Annotated in this window: 15 protein-coding genes; 9 read left to right on the plus strand and 6 right to left on the minus strand. The window is 60.8% G+C overall.

Annotated elements, in window-relative coordinates; all coding sequences use genetic code 11:
• Positions 1-40: 40 nt before the first annotated feature.
• The 3 genes from cysN to ACW5DN_RS09445 are packed head-to-tail and all read right to left on the minus strand — an operon-like array spanning position 41 to position 4619.
• Positions 41-1936, minus strand: coding sequence for a sulfate adenylyltransferase subunit CysN (gene cysN / locus ACW5DN_RS09435; protein WP_456962427.1), 1896 nt, complete (start codon positions 1934-1936; stop codon positions 41-43).
• Positions 1936-2847 (minus strand): sulfate adenylyltransferase subunit CysD, encoded by a 912-nt coding sequence (gene cysD, locus ACW5DN_RS09440; RefSeq protein WP_456962428.1) that lies wholly within the window; start codon positions 2845-2847, stop codon positions 1936-1938. Before cysD ends, cysN begins: the two co-directional genes overlap by 1 nt.
• Positions 2848-2894: 47 nt before the next feature.
• Entirely contained in the window at positions 2895-4619 is a 1725-nt protein-coding gene (locus ACW5DN_RS09445; protein ID WP_456962429.1) for an SLC13 family permease, read from the minus strand.
• Positions 4620-4867: 248 nt separating this feature from the next.
• On the opposite strand from ACW5DN_RS09445, the gene ACW5DN_RS09450 reads away from it, so the two are divergent.
• From ACW5DN_RS09450 to ACW5DN_RS09490, 9 genes are all read left to right on the plus strand, one after another.
• Positions 4868-5755 (plus strand): sulfotransferase domain-containing protein, encoded by an 888-nt coding sequence (locus ACW5DN_RS09450; RefSeq protein WP_456962430.1) that lies wholly within the window; start codon positions 4868-4870, stop codon positions 5753-5755.
• A 112-nt stretch (positions 5756-5867) separates the two neighbouring features.
• Positions 5868-6620, plus strand: a complete 753-nt coding sequence (locus ACW5DN_RS09455) for an electron transfer flavoprotein subunit beta/FixA family protein (protein ID WP_456962431.1) — start codon at positions 5868-5870, stop codon at positions 6618-6620.
• A gap of 155 nt (positions 6621-6775) precedes the next feature.
• Complete coding sequence (locus ACW5DN_RS09460; protein ID WP_456962432.1) at positions 6776-7717, plus strand: electron transfer flavoprotein subunit alpha/FixB family protein; 942 nt, start codon at positions 6776-6778, stop codon at positions 7715-7717.
• Positions 7718-7740: 23 nt separating this feature from the next.
• The gene (wecB, locus tag ACW5DN_RS09465; protein WP_456962433.1) at positions 7741-8886 is read left to right on the plus strand and encodes a non-hydrolyzing UDP-N-acetylglucosamine 2-epimerase; all 1146 of its coding nucleotides are present in this window, start codon (positions 7741-7743) and stop codon (positions 8884-8886) included.
• A 26-nt stretch (positions 8887-8912) separates the two neighbouring features.
• The gene (locus tag ACW5DN_RS09470) at positions 8913-10319 is read left to right on the plus strand and encodes a mannose-1-phosphate guanylyltransferase/mannose-6-phosphate isomerase (protein ID WP_456963023.1); all 1407 of its coding nucleotides are present in this window, start codon (positions 8913-8915) and stop codon (positions 10317-10319) included.
• 22 nt (positions 10320-10341) lie between these two features.
• On the plus strand, positions 10342-10965 hold the full coding sequence (locus tag ACW5DN_RS09475; protein ID WP_456962434.1) for a class I SAM-dependent methyltransferase: 624 nt from the start codon (positions 10342-10344) through the stop codon (positions 10963-10965).
• Between the two features lie 8 nt (positions 10966-10973).
• Positions 10974-11894: a hypothetical protein gene (locus tag ACW5DN_RS09480; protein WP_456962435.1), complete on the plus strand. Its 921-nt coding sequence runs from the start codon at positions 10974-10976 to the stop codon at positions 11892-11894.
• Positions 11895-12869, plus strand: coding sequence for a glycosyltransferase family 2 protein (locus ACW5DN_RS09485; RefSeq protein ID WP_456962436.1), 975 nt, complete (start codon positions 11895-11897; stop codon positions 12867-12869). It abuts the gene before it with no gap.
• Positions 12870-12896: 27 nt separating this feature from the next.
• Positions 12897-14279 (plus strand): hypothetical protein, encoded by a 1383-nt coding sequence (locus ACW5DN_RS09490; protein WP_456962437.1) that lies wholly within the window; start codon positions 12897-12899, stop codon positions 14277-14279.
• A 324-nt stretch (positions 14280-14603) separates the two neighbouring features.
• Here the strand turns inward: ACW5DN_RS09490 and ACW5DN_RS09495 are convergent, their stop codons facing one another.
• The 3 genes from ACW5DN_RS09495 to ACW5DN_RS09505 form a co-directional block, all read right to left on the minus strand.
• Positions 14604-14744 (minus strand): NAD-dependent epimerase/dehydratase family protein, encoded by a 141-nt coding sequence (locus tag ACW5DN_RS09495; protein ID WP_456962438.1) that lies wholly within the window; start codon positions 14742-14744, stop codon positions 14604-14606.
• Between the two features lie 152 nt (positions 14745-14896).
• Positions 14897-16312, minus strand: coding sequence for an MBOAT family O-acyltransferase (locus ACW5DN_RS09500; protein WP_456962439.1), 1416 nt, complete (start codon positions 16310-16312; stop codon positions 14897-14899).
• A complete protein-coding gene (locus tag ACW5DN_RS09505; protein WP_456962440.1) occupies positions 16309-17427 on the minus strand; it encodes a hypothetical protein in 1119 nt (372 codons plus the stop codon). Before ACW5DN_RS09505 ends, ACW5DN_RS09500 begins: the two co-directional genes overlap by 4 nt.
• Positions 17428-17439 lie beyond the last annotated feature (12 nt).

Below are 17439 nucleotides of genomic sequence, written 5' to 3' on the forward strand. Positions count from 1 at the left end.
TGGATTGTCTTGAAAAGTGGAGGGTTTTATCATTCCGAAACTATTCCGCTAGAAGGGACTTGACCAATGTCTCTGCCAGGGCGTTGGACTCGTTCGCCAGTGTGTCCAAGACGTGCTCCGGTGCCACCGGGCGCTCGTAGTCTGAATCAATGCCCGTGAAATTCTTGATCTCCCCCGCCCGAGCCTTGGCATACAGCCCTTTTACGTCACGTCGCTCCGCGACCTCGAGTGGTGTGTCCACGAATACCTCTAGGAATTCACCGGGCTCGAACATGCTACGCGCCATTTGCCGCTCTGCACGGAAGGGCGAAATGAAGCTCACCAAGACAATGAGACCGGCGTCGACCATCAATCTGGCCAACTCCGCGACCCTGCGGATATTTTCCACCCTGTCTTCGTCAGTAAAGCCCAGATCCTTGTTCAAGCCATGACGAATGTTGTCGCCATCCAGAATGTAGGTGTGGTGGCCCAACGCCAACAGGCGCTTCTCCACCAGGTTGGCGATAGTCGACTTTCCGGACCCCGACAGACCGGTAAACCACAAGCATCTCGGTCGCTGATGTTTGATCCGCGCTCGCGCGGACTTGTCCACGTCCACGTGTTGCCAATGGATGTTGCCAGCCCGACGCAGCGCGAAGTCCACGGTTCCGGCGGCCACCGTGCTGTTGGTCTGGCGATCGATCAGAATGAAGCCCCCCAATTCGGGGCTTAGAGCGTATGGCTCGAACGCGATCGGTTGATCGAGATAGAGGTTGCATTGAGCGACCTCATTCAAATCCAGATGCTTCGCAGCCAGTTCTTCTTGCGTGTTGACATCGACCTTGTGTTTGATTTCAGTGATCTGCGCACCTACCGTGCGGGCACCGATTTTCAGCCAGTAGGGTCGACCAGGAAGAAGTGGCTGCTCGCCCAACCACAACAGATGCACGGCAAACTGGTCAGCCACCTCAGGCAAGTTCTCAGTCGCGGCTATGACGTCGCCACGACTCGCATCGATTTCATCGGTGAAAGTCAAGGTAACGGCCTGGCCGGATACGGCATACTGAAGGTCACCATCTGCCGTAACGATGGCGGCAACCTTGCTACGTTGCCCAGACGGAAGCACCGCGATTTCATCGCCGACCGTTACCCGACCCGTGGCTACGGTTCCGGCGAAACCCCGAAAATTCTGGTTCGGGCGGCATACCCACTGCACTGGTAGGGTAAATCCCCCGGTATCCACTTCGCGACCCACATCAGCCGTCTCCAGATGCTCCAACAATGTTACGCCCTGGTACCAAGGCGTCGCTGCCGAGCGCTCCAGCATGTTGTCGCCCTTTAGTGCAGACAAGGGAATGGAGGTGACATTGGGGATTCCCAACTGCAGGGCCAAATCCCGGTAACCAGCGGAAATTTCGTCGAACACCTTTTCGTCGTAGTCCACCAAATCCATCTTGTTGACCGCCAGCACCACGTGCTGGATTCCCAGCAACGAGACGATGTAGCTATGGCGGCGTGTCTGGGTCAACAGGCCCTTGCGCGCGTCCACCAGAACGATGGCAAGGTCTGCAGTGGATGCCCCTGTAGCCATGTTGCGCGTGTACTGCTCGTGACCCGGGCAGTCTGCAACGATAAACTTTCGCCTGTCTGTCCCGAAGAACCGATAGGCTACATCAATGGTTATTCCTTGCTCGCGTTCGGCGGCCAAGCCGTCTACCAACAGGGCGAAGTCGATGTCTCCTCCCTGGGTGCCGTGGCGGCGGCTGTCGGCTTCCAGGGCGGCAAGTTGATCGTCGAGTAGCAGCTTCGTGTCATGTAACAAACGACCAATGAGAGTGCTCTTGCCGTCATCGACACTACCGCAAGTTATGAAACGTAATAGACTCTTGGTCTCATGCTGTTGCAAATACGCGGCGACGGCAGCCCATGCTGGCTGGCCTTGGCGGGGCTCGTTCATCAAAAATAGCCTTCCTGCTTCTTCTTCTCCATCGACGCGGAGGGGTCTTGGTCGATCACGCGGCCTTCGCGTTCGGATGTGGTGGATACCAACATTTCAGCGATGATCTGCTCCAAGGTTTCGGCCTCCGACTCAATCGCACCCGTCAGGGGATAGCAGCCCAAGGTCCGGAACCGGACCTTCTTCATTTTCGGTTTCTCGCCATTCCGCAGCGGCAAACGTTCGTCATCGACCAGGATCAAGGCACCATCGCGTTCCACTACCGGGCGCTCTTTGGCAAAATACAACGAGGGCACCGGGATGTTTTCGCGGAAGATGTATAGCCAAACGTCCAGTTCCGTCCAGTTGGAGATGGGGAATACACGGACGGACTCGCCCTTGTGGATGCGAGTGTTATATAGGCTCCACAATTCGGGGCGTTGGGTCTTTGGATCCCAGCGATGTTGGGCGTTGCGGAAACTGAAAATGCGCTCCTTCGCGCGGGATTTCTCCTCGTCACGGCGGGCGCCGCCGATGGCCGCATCAAATCCCCATTTGTCCAGCGCTTGTTTCAAGGCCTGGGTCTTCATGACGTCGGTGTGGACGGTTGCGCCGTGGCTGATTGGGCCAATGCCTTGCGCCACGCCATCGGGGTTCGTGTGAGTGTGCAGCTCCACGCCGGTTTCTGCTGCGCGCTGGTCGCGGAAAGCAATCATTTCGCCAAACTTCCAGCCGGTGTCCACGTGCAACATCGAGATCGGGGGCGTGGCGGGGTAGAAGGCCTTGACCAGCAGATGGAGCAGCACGGAGCTATCCTTGCCTACCGAATACATCATCACCGGGTTCTGAAACCCGGCAATGACCTCGCGGAAGATATGGATACTCTCTGCTTCGAGGCGGTCGAGGTGGGAAAGTGCTTGCGTGTCCGGCATGGAGGTTGTGGGATCCGTGGTGAAGAGGGAGTCTAACCGGGCCATCATCAGAATGACCACAGGTACGTGATCGCCCACAGTACCGCGACAGCGACGACCAGCGACAGCGGCCCGCCAACCCGCAGGTAGTCGCTGAAGCGGTAGCCGCCGGGACCATAAATCATCAGGTTGGTCTGGTAGCCAATGGGGCTTATGAATCCCGCAGAGGCCCCCATCATCACCGCAATCACGAACGGCATGACCTCCACCCCGAGCTGATGGGCGGCGGAGAGTCCTATCGGGAATACCAGCACCGCGGCGGCATTGTTGGTCAGAACCTCGGTGAACAGTACTGCGGCCACGTAGACCAGCACGAGCGTCCAGAAGGGGTCGCCGCCGGCCCATGTCGCAAGGCTGCCCGCGACCACTGCTGCCAAGCCGCTGTGATCCAGTGCCGCGCCCAGCGCGAACGAACATGCGATCACAACGATCAGTTGCAAGTCGAATGTGCGGCGCAGTTCAGCCAGGCTCACGCATCGAGCAACGATGACAGCCACCGCCGCGACCAGCGCCGAGATCAGGATATCCACCCCGAGCACCGTGTTGGCAACGATCATGAGGCCAATGATCGATAAGGCCGTGATCGCGCCACGGCGATCAACCTGTGCGTCGCCGTCAATCTCGCTGGCGACAAGGAAATCCGGTGATCCGCCATGATCACCCAGGAAGCTGCCACTAGTTTCGAGCAGAAGCGTATCGCCCGGCTGCAGCACAGCCTCCCCAAGCTTCTGATGCATGCGTTGGCCACGACGAGAGATAGCGATCACCGCGGCGTTGTAATGACTACGAAAAACCGATTCCACCAAGGTTTTGCCGACAGCAGGGCTGAACTTCGACAGCACCACCTCCACCAGCGTGCGCTGTCCTTGGCCACCATCGATTTTGAATACCTGGTCGGTAGCTGGGCGCAAACCCGGGATCCGCCGCAACTCGCGCACCGCATGGGTCACGCCGACGAACACCAGCCGGTCACCGACCTCTAATCGCATCTCCGGCCCAACGGCGACGAATACGCGACCGTCGCGCACCAACTCGAGCAGGTACGAGTCGGCAAGGTGGCGGAGCCGAGCTTCACCGATCGTCTTGCCGGCCACGTCTCCGGCCGCCTCAACCAGCATCTCGACTGAGTATTCACGCGTATCGGCGGTGGCCTGCTCCCACGCTGAGCGGCGCTCGGGCAGCAGCCATCGCCCCACGGTCAGCAGATACACGCCACCTGCCGTCGTCGCCACCATACCGACCCCCAACGGGGTGAACATATGCAATGCGGGCAGCCCGGCCTGGACCACCAACCCGGCCACGATCAAGTTGGTGCTGGTCCCCACAAGCGTGCACATCCCTCCCAGGATCGTGGCGTAGTTCATCGGCATCAGCAGCTTGGATGGGGCGACACGGCTGGTCCGGCTCCAATGCTCCACTGCGGACGTGAGCATGGCCACTACCGGTGTGTTGTTGATGAAGGCACTGAGCGGAGCGGAGATACCGACAAGGCGCGCTTGGGCACGAAATTCCCCGCGCGGGCGACCAAGCACCCAGTCGCCTATCCAACGGATCGCGCCGGTAGTCTTGAGCGCCGCCACCAGCACAAAAAGCAATGCCACGGTTAGCACCCCGGGATTCCAGAAGCCGCCAAGCGCCTGTGCCGGAGTGAGCACGCCCGTGGCAAGGAATACCAAAGCCGCTGTGGCCAGTATCCTCTCGGGACTGAAGCGCTCCGACAGCAGCGCGGCCAACGTCAGCAGGATCACCGCCAAAGTCAGCCAAGCATCCCAACCGAGTTCGTCCAGCATCCAGTTGCCCTTTGCACGTAGCAGGATCGAGTCCTGCCCTTAGACGCTTCCGGATGGAAGCATGGGCAGCCCAGCCCCCTAATATTACGCGATCGGAACCCCCTACAATTGCCGCTCCCCCGGACGCGACTGTTCCGGAATCGCCTCCATGTGGCCCGCTGATCGGGCTCGTCTTCCACTTCGAGGTTCCTATGAACTGGACGCTGAAATTCAGCGACTACGTCCGTGCGCCGTTTGAGGCATGGCCACAAGATCGCCCCCTGCAGGCCCGCAAACTCCAGGAGTGCGCTGCGCGACAATGCCAAACGCGTAATCTCGCCGTCGACGGCATGATCTCGCGCGTTTCCCGGAATTCCAGCCAACGGGTGGTCTCCCGTCCACCAACGTTGTTCCTGGTGAATTGCGGGAGCTCCGGGTCACACTGGGTCGAGGCGATGCTGTCCGCGCTTCCCGGGATCCACGCATGCGGCGAAGTCTATGTCCCTCCTGCTATCGGCGGCGAATTGGCCGATGCCGAGCAGGACGATAGGGCTTTCTTCCTGGATGCACTGCACCAACTGCACATGGAGGTCCCGACTGAAGTCGCGGACCAAGACATCCTCATCAATTCCGCCCACAGCTGGAATCCACACGACCTCATGGGAAGTTCGGCGCTGGCGGTAGTGTTGGTTCGCGACCCACTGGACGTGGTTGCTTCCCGAACGTTCCGGAAGCCGAAACTGCGTCGCCACGTCACGCCTATGGCGAGTGACGAGCAGTATCTGGAGCAGAACATCTCGATGGTCGAGAAGTTCTACCGCTCGGCATTGCGACGTAAACCGGAACACCTCGTGCGATACGAAGATATCCGTGAAGGACCTGCGGAGGTGCTTGGCCGCATGGCGACGTGGCTCGGGCGGCCGGCCGCGACCAGCACACTTCAGGGCATCGCCGAACGATACTCGGCAGACGCACAGCAAGGGAGTGGCCAGAGGCTCAGCAATGTCTATCAGGGTTCGAAGGCCGGCCTGCCGCAACCACTCATCGACATTGCGGCCAATAGGCTCCATCGGTTGCGTTCGGATCTGGGCTACGCCTGAGCGCCGGAGGCACCAGTAAATGCATGAATCGGGAGGCGCGGTTAGAATTGGCATTTGATTTCGCCGCGCGGTCATCTACGCAAGGCATCCCCATCAAGGAACCCCCACAACGATGAAAATCCTTGTCGGCTACAAGCGAGTGGTGGACTTCAACGTCCGCATCCAGGTCAAGCCGAACGGCTCCGGCGTGGTCACCGACGGCGTCAAGCTGTCGGCCAACCCGTTTGACGAGATCGCCCTGGAAGAAGCCCTGCGCCTGCGTGACAAGGGCATCGCGACGGAAGTCATCGTCGCCACCATTGCCCCGGCCGACGCCCAGGCCCACCTGCGCAACGGCCTGGCGATGGGCGCCAACCGCGCGATCCACGTGGTGGTCGACGCCGGACAGAACATCCAGTCGCTGACCGCAGCGCGCGCCTTCGTCAAACTGATCGAGAAAGAGCAGCCGGACCTGGTGATCCTGGGCAAGCAGGCGATCGACGACGACGCCAACCAGACCGGCCAGATGCTGGCCACGTTGTGGGGTCGCCCGCAGGCGACGTTTGCCTCCAAGCTGGAGGTGGCGGACGGCAAGGCCACCGTGACCCGTGAAGTGGATGCGGGCCTGGAAACGCTGGAAGTCGACCTGCCAGCCGTAATCACCACCGACCTGCGCCTGAACGAGCCGCGCTTCATCAAGCTGCCCGACATCATGAAGGCCAAGAGCAAACCGATGGAGACGATCCCGTTCGCCGACCTTGGCGTCGACACCGGCGATACCCTCAAGACCACCCACTACACCCCGCCGCCGAAACGCAGCAAGGGCGTCATGGTCAAGGACGCCGCCGAACTGGTCGCCGCACTCAAATCCAAAGGGCTGCTGTAGGGCGGGTTTTAACCCGCCACACCGCAACGTCAAACGGCGGGTTAAAACCCGCCCTACAGATCCAACCGTCATTCCCGCGCAGGCGGGAATCCATGGACGTCAGCCCCGCAGCCCAAGCCCCACCTAGCGGACACGACGGAACGAGGAACTCCCCAATGCCCAAAGTCCTGATCATCGCCGAACACCTGGACGGCAAGCTCAACGCCTCCACCGCCAAGTGCGTCACCGCCGCGCAAGCGCTGTCGCCGCAGAGCATCGACATCGTCGTGCTCGCCGCCGACCCGGCCGCGGTCGCCGCTGAAGCCGCGCAGATCGCCGGCGTCGCCAAAGTCCTGACCGTCGCCAACGACGCCAACGCCCACGCGATCGCCCAGGTACTGGCCCCTCAGGTCGCCAAGCTGACAGACGGCTACAGCCACGTGTTCGGCCCGAGCACCACCTTCGGCAAGGATCTGATGCCCTGCGTCGCCGCCCTGCTCGGCGTGGCCCAGGTGTCGGACATCATGGCGGTCGAATCCAGCCACGTGTTCAAGCGCCCGATATACGCCGGCAACGCGATCATCACCGTCGAAGCACCGGCCGAGCACCCCGTGGTCGCCACCGTGCGCACCGCCTCTTGGCAGGAAGCGGCAACGGGCGGCAATGCAAGCATCGAAGCCGCATCGGCCGACGTCGAACTGCCCAGCCACACCCGCTACATCGGCCTCGCTGCCGGCGAATCCGACCGCCCCGACCTGCAGAGCGCCAAGCGCGTGGTCTCCGGCGGCCGCGGCGTCGGCTCGGAGGAAAACTTCAAGATCATCTACGACTTTGCTGACAAGCTCGGCGCTGCGGTCGGTGCCTCGCGTGCTGCGGTTGATGCGGGTTACTGCCCCAATGAAATGCAGGTCGGCCAGACCGGCAAGATCATCGCACCGGAGCTTTATATCGCGATCGGTATCAGCGGCGCGATCCAGCACCTGACCGGCATCAAGGACGCGGGGACGATTGTGGCGATCAACAAGGACGGCGACGCGCCGATCTTCGAGATTGCGGATATCGGTCTGGTGGGGGATCTGTTCAAGATTTTACCGGAACTGGAAGCGGCGCTGGCCTGACCCACAAACAAGGAACCAATGACTTGAACAACAAGAAGGTAATGGTGGTGTTCGGCACACGCCCGGAAGCCATCAAGATGGCCCCCGTCGTGTCGGCACTGGCTGCAACTCCCGGCATCGAGACTTTCGTCGCCGTCACCGCCCAACATCGCCAGATGTTGGATCAGGTACTCGAGCTGTTCGAGATCACGCCCGATGATGACCTCGACGTGATGGAGCCGGGTCAGTCCCTCCCCGGCGCGTTCAGCAAAATCCTGGTAGGCATGGGACGTATCATCGAGATGCGCAAGCCAGACTTGGTTCTGGTTCATGGAGACACCAGCACGACCCTGGCGACTGCCCTTGCCGCCTTCTACGCCAAGGTGCCGATCGGTCACGTGGAAGCCGGGCTGCGCACCGGCAACATGCAGGCTCCGTGGCCCGAGGAAGCAAACCGACGGCTGACCACCCCATTGGCCGCTGTGCATTTCGCACCAACCGAGCGCTCCCAAGCCAACCTGCTCGCGGAAGGTGTGGCCGCCGCGGCCGTACATGTCACAGGCAACACGGTTATCGATGCGTTACTTGCCGTCGTCGACAAAATCCAGGCGCACCCCGACCTGGAAAGGCAGCTCGCCTCTCGATTCCCGTTCCTGGACGACTCCAAACGGCTCATCCTGGTCACCGGCCACCGCCGCGAAAACTTCGGTGACGGCTTCGAACAGATGTGCAGCGCCTTGGGTGAGCTGGCGGATCGCGGAGACGTGCAGATCGTCTATCCAGTGCATTTGAACCCAAACGTTCAGGAACCGGTGAATCGCATCCTCTCCGGAAAAGCCGGTATTACCCTGATCGAACCCCAGGATTACCTGCCGTTCGTCTATTTGATGACGCGCGCCCACTTGATCCTCACCGACTCCGGCGGCGTCCAGGAAGAAGCGCCGTCGCTAGGCAAGCCGGTCCTGGTCATGCGCAGCACGACCGAACGCCCGGAAGCAGTCGAGGCCGGAACGGTGAAGCTGGTCGGTACCAATCGCGCGCGGATCGTGGAGGAAGCCTCGCGCTTGCTCGACGATCAAGGTGCGTACCAAGCCATGTCGCGCGCCCACAATCCTTATGGTGACGGGAAAGCGTCGGGCCGCATCGCCCGCACCATCGCGGCGCTTGTGCTGTCCGCTAGTCCGGCATGAACCATCCCAAGGAGACCGTCGCAACCATGCTCCAGCCCGTGATCCTTTCCGGTGGCTCAGGTACACGATTGTGGCCATTGTCCCGCAGCGCCCACCCCAAGCAGTTCCTGCCGCTGGTCGGTGACCGCTCGATGCTCCAGGACACCTGGTTGCGAGTAGCAACCGCCGCCGACCTGCCCCCTATCATCGTGGCCAACGAAGCCCATCGCTTCATGGTCGCCGAGCAGTTGCGACAGGTCGATTGCGAACCCGGCGCCATCGTGCTGGAGCCGGTCGGCCGCAATACTGCGCCGGCCATCGCCGTTGCCGCACTGGAGGCCATGGCAGAGGGTGACGACCCGGTGCTGCTGGTGCTGCCATCCGATCACGTCATCCGCGAGCCCGACGCGTTCCGCGCAGCCGTGAACGCCGCCCTCCCCGCCGCCGAAAGCGGCAAATTGGTCACCTTCGGCATCGTTCCAACCGGGCCGGAAATCGGTTACGGCTACATATTGGCCGGAGAGCAAGACGGTAGCGTGCGGCGCGTGAAAAAGTTCGTCGAGAAGCCCGACCTCGCCACGGCCAAGTCCTACGTCGACTCGGGGCAGTATTACTGGAACAGCGGAATGTTCCTGTTCCGGGCCTCCAGGTATCTGGCGGAACTGGAACGCCTGCGGCCTGAGATAGTCGCTGCATGCCGCGCCGCGTTCGATCACGCCAAACGCGATGTGGACTTCGTCCGCGTGGATGCCGATGCATTCGCCGCCAGCCCATCCGATTCTATCGACTACGCGGTAATGGAGAACACACCCGACGCGGCCGTTCTGCCGCTGGCTGCAGGCTGGAGCGATGTCGGTTCCTGGTCTGCGCTGTGGGAGGTCGCCCAGCAGGATGGCGACGGGAACGCACATCACGGAGACGTGCTGGCCGACGACTGCCGCAACACTTTTGCATGGAGTAATGGTCGCCTGGTCGCCTTGCTCGGCCTTGACAACATCATCGTGGTCGATACCGACGATGCGGTGCTGATAGCTCACAAGGATAAGGCGCAGGGCGTGAAGAACATGGTCGATGTCCTGAAGCAATCCGAGCGACCGGAAGCCACGTGGCACCGCAAAGTCTATCGTCCGTGGGGCGCCTACGATTCGATCGACGTGGGCGAGCGCTTCCAGGTGAAGCGCATCACGGTCAAGCCCGGCGCGACACTGAGCCTGCAGATGCACCACCACCGGGCCGAACATTGGGTGGTAGTCAGCGGCACCGCGCGCGTGACTCGCGGGGAGGATGTCTTCCTGCTCACCGAGAACCAGAGCACCTACATCCCCATCGGCGTCACCCATCGCCTCGAGAACCCTGGACAATTGCCGCTGGAATTAATCGAGGTCCAGTCAGGCAGCTATCTCGGCGAAGACGATATCGTTCGCTTCGAAGACGTTTACGGGCGCACCGCATGACACCCTCCACCGAGCAGCGCCAATGACTATCCAGCCCGCTGGCAACTACTACGACAAATACAATACCCGTAACCCAATCGCGCGCCGGTTGATGCAGGGGTTCTTCGATTCGTTCGATGACCTCCTCTCGCGCACCGGCAAGCCGGCGACCGCATTGGAGGCAGGCTGTGGGGAGGGCGAGCTCACCATTCGAGTTGCCAGGGCCACGCCAGCTGCCATCAATGCATTCGACATTTCCCCGGAGGTTGTCGGTGAAGCCCGCCAGCGCGCCGCCGCGGCCGGCGTCCAAGACAGGATCACGTTCCGCAGCGATAGCATCTACGAACTCTCGGCACCCCGGGACCAAGCTGACCTCGTGGTTTGCTGCGAGGTACTTGAACACCTTGACGAGCCTGGAGCCGCGGTTGAAAAGCTCGCGTCGGTATGTGGGCAACACCTCATTGTGAGCGTGCCACGCGAGCCGATTTGGCGGGCTCTGAATCTAGCTCGTGGGAAGTACTGGAGCGACCTGGGCAACACGCCCGGGCATTACCAGCATTGGTCAAGCACGGCGTTCCGCATAATGCTTGAGAAGCACTTCGAGATTATCGAGCTGCGCAGGCCGTTGCCCTGGACCATGGCGCTCTGCCGGCCCCGGTCACGATGACCCTAAAGATGATCGCAAGGCTCGCGGGCTGGGTGATCAGCATCGCGTGTCTGGTGTTTTTCGTTCGTCATGTGCAGCAGGTCGGCTTGTCCACACCGGGCCGGTCGGTCGGCGAGAATGCGGCGTTCGTGCTGGTCTGTTCGGTCGCGTATGCAGCGGCCGTCGGGATCTTGGCACTGGCTTGGGCCCGGATGCTGCGCTCCGCGATTCCAGCCGGCCGATCCATCAGGCCGCTGGTGACCTCATATCTGATCGGCCAGTTCGCCAAGTACCTGCCAGGCAACGTGCTCCAGTACGCGGCGCGCCATGGCCTAGGGATCACCGCCGGTGCCAGCCATCCACGTCTGGTCGCCGCCGCCTTCGCTGAAATCTACCTTCTGGTATGTTGCGGCGCCGCCGTGGCCATGGGCGCCGGGATGCCGGCCATCTCCTCCATGGCTCCCGAATGGCCCGTGTTACCTATGTGGCTCGGCTTGCTTCCGTTGGTGGCTGGATTTAGCGTATCGGTACCTGCCAAACTGCTGCCCTCGCAGCGTTGGCTTCCAGAACTCCCAACCAGCACCGTCGCCATCGCCATGGGTGGCTATCTCGGCTTCTTCGTCATATTTGGTGGCTTGTACTGGTTGTGCCTGGCCTGGTCTACGCAGGTTGCGATCATGGCCGGGCCGGCCATCGGCACCGCAGCGGTAGCGTGGTTGGCAGGCTTCGTCATTCCCGGCGCACCCGCGGGCGCGGGTTTGCGAGAGGCCGCACTGAGCCTCGGCATGGGGCCATCGCTGCCCGCCGCCGGCGTATCGGCCGCAATCGTGCTGTTCCGATTGATATCCTTGAGCGGGGACTTCGTCGCTTTCATCACCGGCTGGTTGCTCACACGCCGCGGCCGCCATCATGGCACTCCTGCAACACCCGAACCCAAAGGACATCCATAAATGAAGCTCATCATCCAGATCCCGTGCCTGAATGAGGCCGGCACCCTGGCGGTCGCCCTGAACGACCTGCCACGCGATGTGCCAGGGTTCGACACTGTCGAATGGCTCGTGATCGACGATGGATCCACGGACGGCACCGCGGAGATCGCCCAGAGACTCGGCGTGCACCACGTGATCCGTCATCCCGTCAATCGCGGATTGGCAGCTGGCTTCATGACCGGGCTAGATGCCTGCTTACGTCTCGGTGCCGATGTCATCGTGAACACCGACGCGGACAACCAGTACCAGGGCCAGGACATTCCCAAACTGACCGCGCCGGTAATCGCCGGAGAAGCCGACATGGTGATTGGTGAGCGCCCAATCGACGACACGGAACACTTTTCGTGGATCAAAAAGAAGCTGCAGCGTCTCGGCAGTTGGGCAGTTCGGGTGGCAAGCCGCACGGATGTCACCGACGCTCCCAGCGGATTCCGGGCGATCTCCCGCGAAACCGCGATGCGGCTGAGCGTATTCAGCGCCTACACCTATACCCTGGAAACCATTATCCAGGCCGGTCATAGCAACCTGCGGGTGATGTCGGTGCCAATCCGCACCAATGGCGACTTGCGGCCTTCGCGGCTGGTGAAAAGCATTCCCAGCTATGTCAAGCGCTCACTGATCACCATCCTTCGGGTGTTCGCAATCTATCGCCCCCTGACCCTGTTCTTCTGGCCGGGCGCCATCCTGCTACTGGCTGGAATCATCGCCGGGCTGCGCTTCCTCTACTTCTTCATCACTTCCAGCGGCGACGGTCATATCCAGTCAGTGGTGTTTGCTGCCCTGTGCCTGATCCTGGGGTCATTGATGTTCATGATGGGGTTGTTGGCGGACCTGATCTCGACCAACCGGAAGTTGATGGAGAGGATGCAGTTCCGCGTTCGCAACATCGAGCAACACGTATCCAACCTGCACGATCGCCCTGATACGACTCTCTGACACGACGCCAGTTATGGGAGCTGCGATATGTTGAATGAATCGTCGCGACGGGCAAGCACTACCGGACTTGCCATCGGCGCCCTGGTTTTGGCCGGCATCATCGTGCTGACTTTCTATCCGGGCGTGATGACCAACGACAGCCACGCCGTACTCAAACAAGCGCGAACTCTGGAGTTGACAGACTGGCACCCTCCAATCATGGCCCTGATCTGGCGGGGTCTGGACGCGATCGTGGAGGGCCCGGCGCTGATGTTGGTCGCGCAGGCATTGTTATATGCAGGGGCGGTAGCGAAACTTTGCGCCAAAGCATTTCCAATGCTGGCACACCGCTTGCCACCGTGGCTGCTGGTGCTGTTGGTAGGCGCATTTCCTCCGGTGTTCGCGCTCACCGGCATGATGTGGAAGGACATCTGGATGTCCAGCTTTTTACTGTTGGGGTTGGCCTACGTCTTCCAAATGGCTTCAGCGGACCACCAACGCCGCAGGGTTCGCGCTTTCCTGCTGCTGTTGGCCTGCTGCGTTCTGGCAACTACGCTCCGCCACAACGCCATGGCGGCAACTGCAGGACTGTTGGCGGGCGGGTGCTACTACCTGCTTGCAATCCCACGCCCGTGGCTTCGCTTGTTGTCGGCGTGCAGTCTTGGGGTTCTACTTGCAGTCGGCTTCGCCCTGGCCGTGACGAGCATCAACCGGATGGTTGCCACACCGACCAATCCGACCACTACCATCTTGCTCCACGACATCGCCGGGACACTCCTCCGCACGCCCGACCCCGCATCGGCATCCCGACAATTGCTCATCGGACACCCAGCCCTGAGTGACCGCGCTCCAGCCAAGTTCCTGCAGCAAGTTCGGGACGGATACGACCCGGCCTCCGCCAACGGGATCCTCAAAACATCGCGTCGGAAGAACGCGCCATTCGACATCATCGTGTATCGGCCTAGCCACGATGCAGAATCGGTTCGCGGCGCATGGAAGGACATAGTGGTGCGTCACCCGAGCGCCTACCTAAGGCATAGGCTGGCGACCTTTCGTTGTCTGATCCAGTTGTGCGATATCGGGCCTTGGAAGAAGCACAGCTATGTGCTCAACCCTGACTACATCACTTCCGAAAACGCGCACCCCCTTCAATCAGCTCTGCGCGCCACACTCCTGAGTTCATCCTTAGCGCGCCTATACGCTCCATGGCTATGGCTAACCATCGTATTGGCAGGAGGTTTGGTGGGCCTGCGTAACGCCAGGGCTAGACTGGAACCCTTACTCTTCATGGGCCTGAGCGGCGCTGGATTGGCGAGCTCCCTGTTGCTGAGCAGCCCGATCGAAAGCTATCGATATATGCATTGGGTAATACTGCTCGGATGGCTAATGTGCTGGATGCTGGTGGAGCGACGGATAAATCCCAGGGTGTAACCAACCGCGGATCAAGGCATGCGGTTTACCCGGCACGACTAGCCGGGTAATCCCACGACCCCGACCTTGATGCACGACATCCCGGGAACGATCGTGAAATCCGGAAAATCATGGGAAGCCGCCCGCTACGCGCTGTCCGTGGCCAATCCAAACCCGAATACACACCCGCCGCGGCGGGACGCATCCTCCGTACCTCACGCCTTTGCCGGCCTGTTGCAGCTGTGTGATGTCGTAGGCTGGATCAACCACAGCTATGTACTGAACCCCGCTACGGGAACCCGTCGACCGCCCCCGTCCGGACCGTGCTGCGCCGCACGGTTGTTGCTAGCCCGTCAATGGAATCCTTGTTGGGTCTCCGGCACTTAAATCATCGATGACTACCACTTCGTATCCGAGCTTCAGCAAAGCCCGAACTAAATGAGAGCCAATGAAACCGCAACCGCCCGTCACTAGATATTTAGACATGGTGTAAGCCTGGATATCGATTCACAAAGAACGAACTCCGGTGTGTTGGGTAATCCATCTCATTTGCTTCTTGACCCATGTCTTCGGCGCTCCTCATCGGCCAGGTCACGAATTCGCATGATTTACCAGTTGGACTGAGGGTGTTGGAATGCTTAAAACTGAAAATAGATGAAGCTCTTGACCGCCAGCGGCATGCTGGCTAGCGCCACCGCAGCAATGCAGCCGATCATGACGGCGGCGGTAACGGGGGACAGGGTCGGCAATCGGGAGGCTACTCGCAATCGCGCCGAGCTGATGCCCACTACCAACGTGTCCACGATGAGCGGCAGCAGGATGGCCAGATAGGGAATGGCCGCACGCGCGCCACCGGTATCCATGCCTGCGAACGCCCGCAGTACCTCCATCGTGTCGCCCATGTCCCGGGCACGAAAGGGAATCCACGTTAACAGAACAAAGAGTTGGGTTACGCCCCATGCCAACACGGCCCATAGCAGCCCGATCGCCGCCGGCTTGGGTATGCCGGCGGTGGCCGATGACCAAGCCTTGTGCACTGACAGGGCGGCGCCATGGAGCGCGCCCCACAGCACGAAATTCCAGCTGGCGCCGTGCCACAAACCGCCCAGCAGCATGGTGATCATCAGGTTGCGTTGGCGTTTGGCCTCCCCGCCCCGGTTGCCACCGAGCGGAATGTAGAGGTAATCGCGCAACCACGTAGACAGGGAGATGTGCCAACGCCTCCAGAACTCGGTGATGCTGGTGGAGATGTAGGGATAGGCGAAGTTGCGCATCAACTCGAAGCCGAGCATCCGTGCCACGCCGATTCCCATCATCGAGTAACCGGCAAAATCGAAGTAGATCTGCCCGTAGAATCCGACGGTGGCCATGACCTTCGAATGTGCGTCGAAAGCACCGACATCCGCATACACCTGGTCGACAAACGGCGAGATGGAATCCGAAAAGACCGACTTGTAGATGAAGCCGACCAGGAACAGCTTCATGCCAACGAGGAATTGTTCGGTGTTGAATACCTTCGGCTCGTGCAGTTGTGGCAGGAAGTCAGACGCACGGACGATCGGACCGGCGACCAGTTGCGGGAAAAACGAGATGTACAAGCCAGTGTTGACGATGTCACGTTCAGCCGGGATGGTCCCCTTGCGCACGTCCAGCACGTAACTGAGTGCCTGGAAGGTGAAGAAGCTGATACCCACCGGCAAAAGGATTTCCAGGGTTGGTTTGGAGACAATGACCCCGACGCTTGAAGCCAGGCCCATCAAGGAGTCGGCGAAGAAGTTGAAGTATTTGAAGACGCCGAGCACGCCCAGCATCAGCACCACCGCGGTCGTGGTCACGACCTTGGGCGCTATGTCCTTGTCGATGAGCCGGCCCGCGACGTGGCAGGTCACGATGGCGAACCACATCAGCGCGAGAAAGCGGTAGTCCCACCATCCGTAAAATACTTGGCTGGAAAGCAATAGCAGCCAGATTCGCGCCCGGTGCGACCGGATCCCCCAGAACAGGCTGAAGACGAGGGTGAAGAAGGCGAGGAAAATACCCGACGAGAAGATCATCCGCCCTTAACCTCCATCTTCATCTCCGGCGCGAGCTGCCGTGCAAGCCATCGGGTATATATCTCCGCGCCGCGCTGCTGCATATGTCCGTTGTCGTACCAGAACTGCTTGCTGTCGAGGCGGTGCAGCAGCCCCCAGTGTGAGTGATCAACGCACACGCTTCCTGCGAAATTCTTGCAAAAAGCACGAGCGTACTGAAGATCGAACACCCGCGGAGTAGGAACGGAAAAATACATCGTGGACATGCTGCCCCCAGCCACCAACGCCTCGATTCGAGCGCGACGACGCTCAATGTTCGCCAGCGGCAGCGCGTGCGTATCCAGCGGGGCCTTCTTCAGGCTCTTCAGCACGGGTTTCATCCCCCCATATCGGAAGCCACGGGCAGCTTTGGTCAGGGGGTCGTAACCACCTCCTGGCTCGACGGTGGACGCTTCAACCACGCGCGTTGCACTGCCGACGTCGAATGCGTTGATCGCGGCATGAACAGCCACGTCAACCCACTGTTGAGCCGTCGCCTTGGAGTCCATCGACCCATAGTCAAGACGGCTCGCTTCCAATGCCACGCGCGGCCCCAGATAGGCGTATGCACGGTCGGTATGTCGATTGCGGGTCAGTTGCACCAATGGGTAGCGATCGTATTGCGCATGGATTTCCAGGAGCAGTATCTTGCGGGATGCGAGAAAGGCGTCGCGCTCACCTTCGTTCAACAAAGCCAAGCCGTTTTGCAACACGGACCAGCGTTCTAGCTGGTTGCCCCCCGGCAGCGCAAGAGTTAGCACCTGGATTGGCGCTCCGATTTTCTTCGACAGCCGTTTTTCTAGCGACGCATCGTCCACGCCTCGCGCGGTGTAGCTGCCGCCATCGAGAATGACGAACCCCGCCAAGTCCGGCGTATCCAGTCCATTGCGGATGTCGTTGGCCACCGCCGCGGAAAGCCCCGAGGTGGACGCGATCGGAAGGAAGCGAGGGGGCGCAAGCCATTGGCCTATTGCGATCACACCCACCAATAGCCCTATCGCGAATATGCCAATCACGCCACGGCCAGACGCGCGGCCACGCACGACGATGAGCTGCAATACCAGCAACGACAACAGGCCAAATGCCAGTGGCAACATCATATTTTCGGT

Source organism: Lysobacter sp. A289, assembly GCF_054072675.1.